Origin of the sequence: Kineococcus rugosus (assembly GCF_050871975.1) — a bacterium.
GTDB lineage: Bacteria > Actinomycetota > Actinomycetes > Actinomycetales > Kineococcaceae > Kineococcus.
Genome location: NZ_JBJLSJ010000017.1, coordinates 1 through 12,797, shown reverse-complemented (window position 1 = coordinate 12,797; position 12,797 = coordinate 1). Strand labels below are relative to the sequence as shown.

General features: G+C 74.0%; 8 protein-coding genes. 2 read left to right on the top strand and 6 right to left on the bottom strand.

Going from position 1 to position 12,797, the window contains the following annotated elements; translation table 11 throughout:
• Nucleotides 1–65 precede the first annotated feature (65 nt).
• From ACRYM6_RS11495 to ACRYM6_RS11485, 3 genes are all read right to left on the bottom strand, one after another.
• Entirely contained in the window at nucleotides 66–911 is an 846-nt protein-coding gene (locus tag ACRYM6_RS11495) for an ATP-binding cassette domain-containing protein (protein WP_432543009.1), read from the bottom strand.
• A 215-nt stretch (nucleotides 912–1,126) separates the two neighbouring features.
• On the bottom strand, nucleotides 1,127–1,804 hold the full coding sequence (locus ACRYM6_RS11490; RefSeq protein ID WP_432543008.1) for a response regulator: 678 nt from the start codon (nucleotides 1,802–1,804) through the stop codon (nucleotides 1,127–1,129).
• On the bottom strand, nucleotides 1,801–2,904 hold the full coding sequence (locus ACRYM6_RS11485; protein WP_432543007.1) for a sensor histidine kinase: 1,104 nt from the start codon (nucleotides 2,902–2,904) through the stop codon (nucleotides 1,801–1,803). The genes ACRYM6_RS11490 and ACRYM6_RS11485 overlap by 4 nt, the downstream gene beginning before the upstream one ends.
• Before the next feature lie 135 nt (nucleotides 2,905–3,039).
• On the opposite strand from ACRYM6_RS11485, the gene ACRYM6_RS11480 reads away from it, so the two are divergent.
• Entirely contained in the window at nucleotides 3,040–4,278 is a 1,239-nt protein-coding gene (locus ACRYM6_RS11480; RefSeq protein WP_432543006.1) for a serine hydrolase domain-containing protein, read from the top strand.
• Between the two features lie 8 nt (nucleotides 4,279–4,286).
• On the opposite strand, the gene ACRYM6_RS11475 is transcribed toward ACRYM6_RS11480, so the two are convergent.
• Nucleotides 4,287–7,475 (bottom strand): DEAD/DEAH box helicase, encoded by a 3,189-nt coding sequence (locus ACRYM6_RS11475; protein ID WP_432543005.1) that lies wholly within the window; start codon nucleotides 7,473–7,475, stop codon nucleotides 4,287–4,289.
• A gap of 157 nt (nucleotides 7,476–7,632) precedes the next feature.
• Between ACRYM6_RS11475 and ACRYM6_RS11470 the strand changes: the two genes are divergently transcribed.
• Nucleotides 7,633–9,531 (top strand): DNA/RNA helicase domain-containing protein, encoded by a 1,899-nt coding sequence (locus ACRYM6_RS11470; RefSeq protein ID WP_432543004.1) that lies wholly within the window; start codon nucleotides 7,633–7,635, stop codon nucleotides 9,529–9,531.
• Between the two features lie 55 nt (nucleotides 9,532–9,586).
• Here the strand turns inward: ACRYM6_RS11470 and ACRYM6_RS11465 are convergent, their stop codons facing one another.
• Entirely contained in the window at nucleotides 9,587–11,272 is a 1,686-nt protein-coding gene (locus ACRYM6_RS11465; protein ID WP_432543003.1) for a sensor domain-containing protein, read from the bottom strand.
• Complete coding sequence (locus ACRYM6_RS11460) at nucleotides 11,269–12,111, bottom strand: alpha/beta fold hydrolase (protein ID WP_432543002.1); 843 nt, start codon at nucleotides 12,109–12,111, stop codon at nucleotides 11,269–11,271. Before ACRYM6_RS11460 ends, ACRYM6_RS11465 begins: the two co-directional genes overlap by 4 nt.
• Nucleotides 12,112–12,797 lie beyond the last annotated feature (686 nt).

Here is a 12,797-nt window from a genome sequence, read left to right as displayed (position 1 = left end):
GCACCTCTTCGGGGGCCCGCTGCAGCCCCACTTCGGTGGCGGGGTCGACGGAGGAGGTGGCCTCGTCAAGGACGAGCAGGTCGGGGTCGGGAGGTGTGCTCTCGCCAGCGCCACGAGCTGGCGCTCGCCGACGGAGAGGCGCTCGCCGCGCTGGCCGACGGGGGGTCGAGGCCGTCGGGCAGACCCCCGAGCCAGGCGGTGAGGCTGGGGTCGGCGAAGGCGGCGCAGACGTCGTCGCCGGTGGCGCCGGGCTTGCCGCGGCGGACGTCGTCGCCGACGGTGGCGTCGAAGAGGAAGCCCTCCTGGGGCACGGCAGCGACGCGGCGGTGCAGTTCGCGGCTGGGCAGGTCAGGAGCGTCGATCCCGTTGAGGAGGACTCGCCCGGCGGCGGGGTCGACGAGGCGGGTGACGCGGCGGGCGAGGGTGGTCTTGCCGGAGCTGGTCTCGCCGATGACGGCGGTGCGGGAGCCGGCGGGCAGGTGCAGGGTGACGCCCGTCAGCACCACCTTGTCGGTGCCGGAGTAGGTGTAGGCGAGGTCCTCGACGCGCACGTCGACGGGACCGGCAGGCAGCTCGTTGAGCACCTCGATGGTCGCCTGCACCGGCCCCATCCACAGTTGCGCGAGGAAGAGGAAGGCCAGCAGCCGACCGGGGGTGATGTCGCCGCCGACGCCGGTGGAGAACGTCGTGGCGGTGGCGACCCGGGCCTTCACGGCCTGCTTGCGGTGCGCCTCCACGGCGGCGTCCACGGTGCGCCAGGAGCGGGAGGCAGCATCGTGGGCGCGGATGACGTCGGCGCCGACGACGGTCTCGGAAACGGCGCCGAGCAGCTCGCCCATCCGCACCCGCACCTGCGGGTAGGCCGCGGCCACCGGGCGCTGTGGCTTGTCGCGGATGTTGGTGAGCGGCATGGAGCAGCCGACCACCACGAGCGCCAGATGTCAGGGGAAAGAACATCACCGCCGTCGCCAGCACCATCTGCGCCAGCAACAGCAACTGAGGTGGTGATGACCGAACCCTCACCAAGCCTCAGACGCTGCGGGATTCGTCGCCCGTCCCGCTCGATTAGTTCGACCACGCAGGCAGCCCTTGTTAGCGCATGGAGCAGACGCGTGCCAGATCCCGATCACGAGGCGGTGTCCCTCCCCGCCACCACCAACCCGCTCTCGTAGGCCCACACCACCGCCTGCGCCCGACTCGCCAACCCCAGCTTCCCCATCACCCGCTTCACGTGCGTCTTCACCGTCGCCTCACTCAGCACGAAGCGCTCCGCGATCTCCGCGTTGCTCAGCCCTTGCCCCACGAGGACGAGCACTTCCCGCTCCCGCGCGGTGAGCGCGTCCACGACCGCCGACTCACTGACCTTTCGCGGCCGGAACGCTTCGACGAGCCGGTGGGTGATCCGCGGGGTGAGGAGGACGTCTCCGGCGGCGACGGCTTCGACGGCGGCGATGATCCGCGCGGGTGGGGTTTCCTTGAGGAGGAACCCGGCGGCGCCGGCGCGCAGGGCGGCGTAGACGTGTTCGTCGAGGTCGAACGTCGTCAGCACGAGCACCTTCGGCGGCTCTTCGCCGGAAAGGCGTTCGGAGCCGAGGATGCGCCGGGTGGCGGTGATCCCGTCGAGCACGGGCATCCGGATGTCCATGAGCACCACGTCGGGCCGGACCGCGAGGGCCAGGTCGACGGCTTGCTGCCCGTCGGTGGCTTCCCCGGCGACCTCGGTGCCGGGGGCGGCGCGCAGGAGGGCGACGAGGCCGGCGCGCACGAGGGCCTGGTCGTCGGCGACGAGGACGCGGACGCTCACGGTTCGGCCCGCACGGGGAGCTGCAGTTCGACGCTGAACCCGTGTCCGGGACGCGGCCCGGCGGTGAGGGTTCCGCCGTAGAGGGCGGCGCGTTCGCGCATCCCGCGCAGACCGTGCCCCTCTCGCACCGGTCCCAGAACCGCGGGACCGTCGTCGTGGACCGCGACGTGCAGGGTGCCGTCGCGGCGTTCCACGAGCACTTGGGCGTGGACGGCGCGCGGGGTGGTGGCGGTGTGCTTGATGACGTTGGTGAGGGATTCCTGCACGACCCGGTACGCGCACAGCCCCTGCCCGGCGCCGAGGTCGTCGAACTCCCCGCTGGTGTGCACGTCGACCGCGATCCCGGCGGCGCGGGTCCGCTCGGCGAGGTCCGGCAGTGCGGCCAGTCCCGGCTGGGGGAGGTAGTCGGGGTCGTCGTCGGCCCGCAGGACCTCCAGCAGCCGGCGCATCTCGGCGAGCGCCTCGCGGGTGGTGTCCTCGACGGTGGCGATGGCGGTCTTCGCGGTGGCGGGGTCGTCGTCGAGGACGTACCCGGCGACCCCGGCCTGCAGGGCGGTCACCGACAGGTGGTGCCCGACGACGTCGTGGAGTTCGCGGGCGATGCGGCGGCGTTCGTCGGCGACGGCGCGGGCGGACTGCGCGGCCAGCGCCTCGGTGCGCGAGGCCCAGCGGCGGGTGCTCTCCCCGAGGGCCCACGCACCGACGAGGACGAGGGCGGCCTGGCCGATGTCGAACCAGCTCGGTTCGGGGTCGGAGCCGACGGCGCCGCCGAGCCACACCACCGCCACCGCGGCCGTGAACACCGCGGCCGCGGTGCGTCGCGGGCGCAGGGTGGCGACGGTGAACATCGCCACGACCATGCCGAGGCCGCTGCCGGGGAACGCGCCGAGGAGGAGCTGGTGCCCGGTGACCGCCGCGAGCACGAGCACCGCGGTCAGCACCGGTACCCGCTGGCGGACGGCGATGGGCGCAGCGGTGAGCGCGGCGAGCACGAGACCGGGCAGGGGTTCCCCGGCGCGGACCAGCGGGCCGAGGGTGAGCAGCGTCAGCAGCGCGGCGAGCGCGGGGTCGACGAGGGACGGACCGGGCAGTCTCCGCACGTCCGTGAGCCTGGCACGTCACCCGCGCCGGGCGCCATCGGCCGTCCGGACCCCCGGCGTACCCCTGCGGGGGTAGGGGGAGTTGCCCGCCTCGGGGGATGCGCCGCGACGGTCGCCCTCCCTAGCGTCCTCGGCATGACGACGACGCGAACCACCACCCGCCGGACCCGCCGCACCACCACGCTCGCCGCGGCGGCCGTCGCGGCCTGCGCCACCCTGGCCACCGCCCTGCCCGCCTTCGCCGCCCCGTCGCGCGACCACGACGCGCACCTGCGGCAGGTGCTGCAGCAGGACGCCGACGCCCTGCTGGCGCTGGGGACCCCCGGTGTCCTCGCCGAGCTGGACCGCGCCGGCCACCGCGACCTCACCGTCCGCGCCGGTGTCGGCGACGTCGCCGCGCAGACCCCCGTCCCGTGGAACGCGCGGTTCCGCATCGCGAGCGTCACGAAGCCGTTCGTCGCGGCGACGCTGCTGCAGCTCGTCGGGGAGGGCCGCCTGTCGCTGGACGACACCGTGGAGCAGCACCTGCCCGGAGTGGTGCAGGGCAACGGCAACGACGGGAACCTCATCTCGATCCGCCAGCTGCTGCAGCACACCAGCGGCCTGCCGGAGTACCTGGCCGTGATGCCGCAGCTGTTCAGCGAGGAAGGTTTCCAGCAGCACCGCTTCGACGACCTCACCGCGCCGGACGCGGTCGCGCTGGCGATGACGCAGGCCCCGACGTTCGCGCCGGGCACGAGCTGGAACTACTCGAACACGAACTACGTGCTCGCCGGGATGGTCATCGAGCAGGTCACCGGGAACACCTGGGAGCACGAGGTGCGGGAGCGGATCGTGCGTCCCCTGGGGCTGCGGCACACCACGCTGCCGGGCAGTTCGTCGGAGATCCGCGGCCCGCACGCTATCGGGTACGAGCGGTTCCCCGGCGAGGGCGCCACTCCGGAGGACCCCCGCTACGGCGAGGCGATCGACGCGACGGAGCTGAACCCGTCGTGGGCGGGGGCGGCCGGCGCGATCATCAGCACCACCGACGACGTCAACACGTTCCTGCAGGCCCTCGTGAGCGGCCGGGTGCTGCGCCCGGCGCAGTGGGTGGAGATGACGGCGACGGTCCCGGCCAGCGAGGAGTTCCGCACCAACTGGCCCGGCGCCCGCTACGGCCTGGGCATCATGTGGGTGCCGACGTCCTGCGGCGGCATGTGGGCGCACGGCGGGGACATCCAGGGGTTCATGACCCGCAACGGCGTCACCCCCGACGGGCGGCGCAGCGTCGTCGTCTCGTTCAACACCGACTCCCCGGTGCCGCAGCCGGGCGCGCAGGTCCCGGCGGGGGACATCGCGACGGAACTCATCGACGACGCCCTCTGCCGCTGACCGGCTGATCAGCCCGCGCCCGTCCCCACCACGGGCAGCCACCGGGCCAGCACCTCCGCGCACCCGACGTCGTGCCAGGCCGCCCGGTCACCCACGACGACGAGCCGGTCCTTGGCGCGGGTCACCGCGACGTTGAGCAGGTTCGGCGTGCCGGCGGCCCACTGCCGCGCGCCGCGGGAACCACCTCCGAGGAGCAGGACCACGATGTTCCGCTCCTGCCCCTGGAAGGTGTGGACGGTCCCGACCCGGCACCGGGCGTCGAGGACCTCGGGGGAGGCGCCGGGGAGGTGGTGGCGCAGTTCCTCCTCGACGACACGCCGCACGCCGCGGACGACGTCCCGGAAGGGGCTGATGACGGCCACGGAGGCGGGTTTGGCCGCGGTCCAGTCCAGGGACCGCAGGAGGTCCCGCACGACGGCGGCGTCACCGTCGTGGAAGTGCGGGCCGTCGGGGCGGGGCACGTCGATCCACCGGCTGTCCCCGACGGCGCTCGCGGCGGCCGGTGCGGGTTTCTCCCGGCCCAGGACCATGTCGCGGTCGTAGGCCACCTCGTTGGACACGCTGAACATGGGGTCCAGGCAGCGGTTGTGCACCAGCAGCGGGAGCCCGACCCAGGTGCCCTGGCGGTTCGTGCCGCACCGGCTGACGGCGTCCGCGGAACGTTGCACCGACCCGCGCGTCGGCGCGAGCTCGGCGGGGGCGTCGTGGGCGGCCAGGAGCCGGTCGACGAGCACGTCGGGCAGTCCCACCACCGGTTCGAGCTGCTGGGGGTCGCCCACGACGACGGCGCGCCGGAACCGGGCGAGGCCGCCGACGGCGTGCGCGGGTTGCGCCTGCCCGGCCTCGTCGACCACCAGCCAGCCCAGGGAACCGGGCGGTACCCCGTCGAGCAGTCGGGCCAGCGACGCGAACGTCGTGGAGACCAGCGGGACGAGCAGGAAGAACGCCCGCCACGCGTCGAGGGCGACCTGGGTGTTCGCGGGCGCGCGGACCTCACCGGCCTTGAGGTGCATCCACAACCGCAGGTCGGCGGCGAGCTGCTTCCCGGCGCGGCGGGCGAACTGCTCGTGGACGGCCATGGCCGCCGCGAACACCTCCGCCTGCAGGGCGTGCAGTTCCCGCGTCGTCCACGCCGTGCCCTGCTCCAGGTCGTCGCGGTCACGGCTCCACCACCGCTCGTCGTCCACGAACCGGTCCGGGTCGGCGCCGTCGAGGACCGCGAGCGCGTGGTCGGCGCCCCGCTGGAGGTCGTCGCGCCGCGCCTGCCCCGTCTCCAGCGCCCGTTCTGCCGCCGAACGTTCGTCCGCGCGGGTCGTCGCCGTCGTGCGCGCCGTCCGGAGCGTCTTCTCGGCGGCGGCCGAGGCCTGACGGCTCTCCTTGTCGGCGTCCGCCCACGCCTGGCTCTCCGGGGAGCCGGTGACGCGCGCCCACCAGCCGGGGCGGGTCTGCCGGGACCGGGCGACCGCCTCGGCCGCGGCCACGGCGGCCGCTCTCGCGTCGGCCACCCGGCGTTCCGCCGCCTCCGCCGCGGTGCGGGCGTCGGTCGCGGCGACGTCGAGGTCCGTCACGGCCCGCGTGGCCCGTTCCAGGTCCCGCAGGTGCTCGGCGGCCGCCCGCACGCCGGCCCGTTGCTGCTCGGTCCGCTCGATCCACTCCTCCACCGCCGCCACGGCCCGGGTGAAGCGCTGCCGGGCGTCCTGCCAGTCGGCGAGGCTGCCGCCTTCCTTCAGCAGTTTCAGGAGGTGACGGCCGGGTTTGTCGGCGGCGGTGTAGCGCCCCACGACGGTCTCGAAGGCACCGATCAGCGACCGCTTGCCGAGGGTCGCCGCGCCGAACCCCCACGTGGGGGCGTCGCCGTCGAGCAGGCCGCGGCGCGTCACCTCGCCGTCGTCCTCCGGGTCGGACGCGCCGCGGAAGTACGACAGCGCGTCGCGGAACGCCGCGTCCACCTCGCCCAGCTTGGGGATCTCCTGGCTGACGTTCGCGACGGCGGCGTTGTTGGACGACGCGACGAGCAGCTCGAAACCGTGCAGCGCCTCGACGACCGGGTGGAACGGGCGCGTTCCGCCGGACGTCAGGGGGACGTCCTGCCGGGGGCCGAACGCGTCGCGCGGGTCGTCGAAACCGGCCATGACGGCCGCCCGGTCGGCGAGGGCGTTGGCGTACAGGTCCCGCAGGAACGTCGTCTTCCCCGTCCCCGGCGGGCCGTTGACCGCCACCACGGGGTCGTCGTGCTCCAGCAGCCCCGCCAGGGCGACCTGCTGGGACAGCCGGGGGAGGTGCTCGCCGGGCCACGCGGCGCGCGGCAGCCGGGACGGGTCCAGCAGCGCCTCCCGCGGAGCCCGCGACTCCACGTCCACCGTCGAGGCCGGGCGGGCCCCGGGGCGCCCGGTGAGGAAGACGGCCGCGGCGCGGGACGTCGGGGAGTCCGCGGCGGCCAGCAGGTCGTCGCGGTAGAAGGACCGCGGCTGGACCTCCAGGCTCCCCCCGGCCGGCACCCACCGGGCGTCGAACCGCACCTCGCGGGCTTCCCGGGGATCGGTGACGTGCAGCAGCTCGACGAGCCGCCGCACGACCAGCCGGGGATCGTCGTCACGGCCGGCGCGGACGACCTCGTCCCACCGCGCGCGCAGCGACGCCTCGCGCGCCTCCACGTGCCGCAGGCCGTCCGCCGCGACCCGGGACGTGCCGAGGGCCGCACCGTGCTCGCGGGCGAAGTCGGTGAAGTCGGTCAGCGGGTGGTACTGCAGGGAGTCGGTCACGGGACGGCCCGTCGCGTCCACGACGAACGACGCCCGGAACGTCAGCCTCCCGCGCGGCCGCCCGCGCCGACCGGTGGGCGGCCGCCACGCCTCCCGCAGGCGCAGGTCGTCGGCGAACGCCTCGAGCAGGTCCTCCTCCACCCGGGTCCGCGGGACGCACCCCACCAGCACCAGGCAGGCCAGGACGTGGGGTTCGCGCCGGGGAGCGTCCTCGACCGGCCGCGGCGGCCACGGCGCGGCGCTCGCCGGCGCCAGGACGTCCGGGTGCAGCGTCCCGACAGCACGGCGGCCCCGTGCGTCGTCCTCCTCGACCTCGGGCACCTCGAACCGGTCGACGTCCGCCCACGCCCGCAGGGCCCGTCGCGCCGCGTCGTCGACCCGGACCGGGGGCGTCGCCCTCGGCGCCGTGCGGGCGCGGGAGGTCGGGGCCGGCATGCGCGTGATCGTAGGGGCCGGTCCCGACACGGGCGCCGGTGATCAGCGGGCGGTAGCCTGCCCGCGCGGCCCGACAGGCTTCCGCCGTCCACGCTCCGACGGGACCCAGGACACGCCCCCACCCGCACGAGACTTCGTGCTGCCCGGGGGATGTCCTGTGTCGTTGGTCCGTCGTTCCGCCGCCCAGCTCCACGAGGAGCTGCCCACCGGCTCCGTCGTGGAGGCGATGGTGGAGCAGATGCTCCACTCGGCGGGCTACGCACCCAGTCCGAGCGAGGTCGCCTCGTGGCGGGCGAGCCTCCCCGTGCTCGTCACCGACCTCGTCGAAGCCGACCTCGGCGACGTCGAAGTCCTCCTCGAGCACCAGCTCCCGTTGACGTCGAAACGCGCCGACGTCGTCCTCGCCGGGGTGCACCCGAGGACGGGCGACGCCTCGTACGTCGTGGTGGAGCTGAAGCAGTGGAGCTCGGCGCACCGGTTCGAGGACAACCCCGACCTCGTCGTCGTCCCCGCCATGGCCGGTCCGCCGAAGCTGCACCCGGTGAAGCAGGTCCGCGGGTACGTCGACTACCTCCTCGACTTCACCCGCTCGCTGGAGTTCGCGCGGGACGCCGTCGCCGGCGTCGCGTACCTGCACAACGCGACAGCGCCGGGTGCGGTCGCCGAGCTCGCCGACTACGCGATGGACCGCTCGGGAAGGCTGTTCACCGGAGCGGACCGCGGTGCGCTCCGCAACCACCTCCGCACGCGGCTGGCGCCGGGCGTTCCCGGGGTGCACGCCGCGGACGAGCTGCTCGGGTCCAAGGTCGCGCCGTCGCGCCAGCTCCTGAAGGTCGCCGCCGCGGAGATCCGCGAGCGTGAGCAGTTCCGCCTCGTCGGGGAGCAGCAGGAGGCCGTCGACCTCGTGCTGCACCAGGTCCGGCGGGCCAAGGCGGGCAACAGCAAGCGCGTCGTCGTCGTCACCGGCGGACCGGGCAGCGGCAAGAGCGTCATCGCCTTGTCGCTGCTGGGCGAGTTGTCCCGCGCGGGCCAGAGCGTGCTGCACGCCACCGGGTCGCGGTCCTTCACGCAGACGCTCCGCAAGGTCGCCGGCCACCGGGCCCCGCGGGTGCAGTCGATGTTCAAGTACTTCAACCAGTTCATGACCGCCGAGCCCAACGACCTCGACGTGCTGATCCTGGACGAGGCCCACCGCATCCGGGAGACGTCTGTCGACCGCTACACCCGTGCGGAGCTGCGCACGGGCCGGCCGCAGGTCGACGAGCTCATCGCCGCCGCGCGGGTCCCGGTGTTCCTGCTCGACCAGCACCAGGTCGTCCGCCCCGGGGAGATGGGCTCCTTGGAAGAGATCACCCGGCACGCCGAGCGCCTCGGGGTCGAGGTCCTCACCGTCCCGCTCGACGCGCAGTTCCGCTGCGGCGGCAGCGCCGAGTACGTGCGGTGGGTGCAGCGACTGCTGGGCCTCAGCGACGAGGGCGTCGAGGACTGGACCGGTGACGAGCACTTCCAGCTGCGCGTCGCCGACACCCCCGAGGAGATGGAGCAGTTCCTCGCGGCCCGGCTCGAGGAGGGGTACTCCGCCCGCATGTCCGCGGGGTACTGCTGGCCGTGGAGCAAGATTCCGGCCGCAGACGGTGGCCTCGTGCCGGACGTCCGCATCGGCGACTGGGCGCGCCCCTGGAACGTGCCCGGTGACCGGGCCGTCGGGGACGCACCACCGGCCGCCCTGTGGGCGACCCAGGACGGCGGCTTCGGTCAGGTCGGCTGCATCTACACCGCGCAGGGCTTCGAGTACGACTGGAGCGGGGTGGTCCTCGGCCCGGACCTCGTGTGGCGGGAAGGTCGGTTCGTGAGCGAGCGCTCAGCCAACCGGGACCCGGACTTCCGCAACCGCACCCGGGTCGGCGATGCGGACTTCGACCGGCTGGTCCGCAACGTCTACAAGGTCCTGATGACCCGGGGCATGGTCGGCACCGTGCTGTACTCCACGGACGCCGAGACGCGGGCCCAGCTGAAGCGGCTCGTGCAGCAGGCCCCTCGAGAGGGCACGGCCTGACCGGCGGGTCCAGACGTCCTGCTCCGAGGGCGAACCGGGCCCGTGCAGCTCCCTGTCAGAGAGGGCGGATCGCGTCCGCCTGCACGGGCCGCGAGAACAGGTACCCCTGCCCCACGTCGCACCCCATCTCGACCAGCGCACGCCGCTGCTCCTCGGTCTCGACCCCTTCGGCGACGGCGCGCACCCCCACGGCGTGCGCGAGCTGCACGCACGCCCGCACGATCCCGGTGTCCCCGTCTGACACCCCGAGCCCGTCGACGAAGGACCGGTCGATCTTCAGCTCGTCGACGGGGAACCGCTGCAGGTACGTGAGGCTGGCGTAGCCGGTGCCGAAGTCGTCGACGGAGATGCCCACGCCGAGCTCCTGCAGGGCGCTGAGCGTGGCGGCCGCGGCGTCGGGGTCGGCGACGAGGGCGGTCTCGGTGATCTCCAGGACGAGCAGGTGGGCGGGGAGCCGGTGCCGTCCGAGGGCGGCGGTGACGGCGTCGACGAGGCCGGGGTCGCCCAGTTGCCGGGCGGACAGGTTCACCGACACCTCGAGCGGCGGCTGACCGGTGTCGCGGGCCCAGCGGGCGGCCTGCGCGACGGCCGTGTCGAGGACCCAGGCGCCGAGCTCGCGGACGAGGCCGGACTGCTCGGCGGCGTCGATGAACTCCGACGGCGGCAGCAGACCCCGGGTGGGGTGCTGCCACCGGACGAGCGCCTCGACCCCGCGGACGTGCCCGTCGTGGAGCTGCACCTGCGGTTGGTACAGCAGGCGCAGCTGCCCTCCGGTGATCCCGTGGCGCAGTTCCCCGAGGAGCCGGAGCCGGTCGGCGGTGGAGTTCGCGGTGGTGGGGTCGTGCACGTCGACGCGCCCGCCGCCGCGGGCCTTGGCGCGCTGCATCGCCGACCCGGCGTGCTGCAGCGCCCGGTCGGCGTCGTCGGCGACGGCGGCGCCGATGCTGGCGGACGTCACGACCTCCAGCCCGGCGAGGGCGACGGGTGCGCTCAGCTGGGCGAGGGCACGGTCGGCGAGCCGGCGCACCGCGGCCAGGTCGGGGCAGCGCTCGACGACGACGAACTCGTCGGCGGACACGCGCGCCACGACGGCCCCGTCGCGCACGGCGGCGGTCAGCCGGGCCGCGACGGTGACGAGCAGTTCGTCGCCGGCGCTCGCGCCGAGGCTCTCGTTGACGACGGCGAAGTGGTCGACATCCACGACCAGCACCCCGACCGGTCCCTCCGGTGTGGGTTCCAGGTGCTGGGTGAGCCCGGCGCGGTTCGGCAGCCCCGTGAGGGGGTCCTGCAGCGCTCGCCGGCGTCCGTCGGCCTCGGCGGCGACGCGCCGGTCGTCGGCTTCCTCGACGCGGTGGAGGGCGGCGACGAGTTCCTGCTCGTGGGCGCGGCGTCCGGGGGCGCCGACGACGACGACCCGCACCTCGGCGTCGGTGCCGTCGTCCGTCGGGACGCGGGTGGCGGTGAGGAGCGCGGGGCGGCGGGTCCGGTCCGCGCCGACGACGTCCACGGCGACGTCGCCGACGGTCCCGGTGGTGGCGAGCTGGGGCTGGCTGTGCGTGGACCACAGGATCCGGTCGCCCACGGGCAGCAGCCGGCCGAAGGCGGATCCGAGCAGCTGGTCGCGGTGGTGCCCGGACCAGGTGAGGAAGGTGTCGTTGACGCGGGTGATGCGCCCGTCGTCGGTGGTGGTGAGGTAGCCGCAGGGGGCGTGGTGGAACAGCGCCTCGAACGGGTCGGTCACGACAGGTGGGCGAGGATCGCGGCGGCGGTCTGCGCGGGGGCGCTGAGGTGTGGGCAGTGGCCGCTCGCGTCGAGGGGCACCAGCGTGGCGTGCGGGACGAGCGCGACGACCTCCCGGACGGCGCTGTCGGGGGCGAGGGCGTCGTCGCGGGACTGCAGCACGAGGGTGGGCGCCTGCAGCCGCGTCAGCAGCTCGCGCGAGTCGCTGAGGAAGGTGGCGCGGGCGAAGTCGCGGGCCGTGCCGGGGTGCAGCGCCCGGAACGACGCCGTCAGCTCCTCGCCGAGCTCGGGGCGGGCGGGGTTGCCCATGACCATCGGGCCGACGCTGGTGGTCCAGGACAGGTAGTTCTGGTCGAGGGAGTCCAGGAGCTCGTCGATGTCGTCGGCGGAGAAGCCCCCGTCGTAGCCGGTGCCCGGGTCGTCGAGGTAGCGCGCCGACGGCGCGATCATGACGACGCGCGAGAAGCGCTCGGGCGCCAGGACCGCGGCCCGGGCGGCGATGGTCGAGCTCACGCTGTGGCCCACGACGGCGACGTCGCGCAGGTCGAGCTCCTCGCAGACGGCCACGAGGTCCGCCGCGTAGCCGTCGAGCGTGGAGTACCGCTCCCGGTCGTAGGTCGCGCTGTCGAACCCGCCGGCACCGGCCTGGTCCAGCAGGACCACGCGGTACCGGTCGACGAAGGACGGCACGAGCCGGTCCCAGGCGCGCTGGTCGCCGCCGAACCCGTGCACCAGCAGCAGGACCGGTGCGTCGGGGCGACCCAGGACGCGCACGCAGTGCCGCGCCGCCGCGGAGCGAGCGGACCGCGCGCCGGTGGGGACAGCGGTGGGAGTGAGCACGGGGTCCTCTTCCGGGCACGGCAGGGTCGGCGTCCGGTGGCGGCTCCACCGGTACGGGGGGTCTTCGACCGTTGGAGGGCTCACCTTGAGCGGGAGGGCGGCACGAACCTCCCGAGCGCTCGCCACCTCCGCTGGTGGTCGGACCGATCGATGGCCCCGGAGCGACGGACGAGGCAGGGTGTCCAAGGGTCCGCAGGCTCCTCGGAGCGTTCCTTCCGTTGTGCGGCAACGGATCCGCTGCCGCTACGGGCACGGATTTGGCGCTGGGCCGCGAGCCGCGTAATGTTCTCGATGTCGCCCCGGCGGGGCGGAAAACCGGAGCTCACGAGCTTGGGTGGTCCGCGTCCAGGGGGTGGCGCCGGGAGGTCTTGACCGGGGTGGGGTTGCAGGTTGGCCCGATGTCCGGTTAAGGTGGGAAAGTTGCCCCTCTTCCGCTGGCCCTTTCGGGGGTTGGTTCGGGGTGGGTGCGTCCGGTTCTTGAGAACTCAACAGTGTGCCATAAATGTTGATGCCAATGCATTAACCCCCAATGGCTACTCATCCTGTGTGGTGAGTGGTCGGGGTTCCTTTGGGATCTACCCCTGTTCTGGCTTGCCAGCTCGGGACAGGGTTTGGAGTCCAAGGTCAACTATGAAGTGAAATGATCTACACCGGCTGGTCTGTTTCCTGTGATTCGTCGCGGGGGT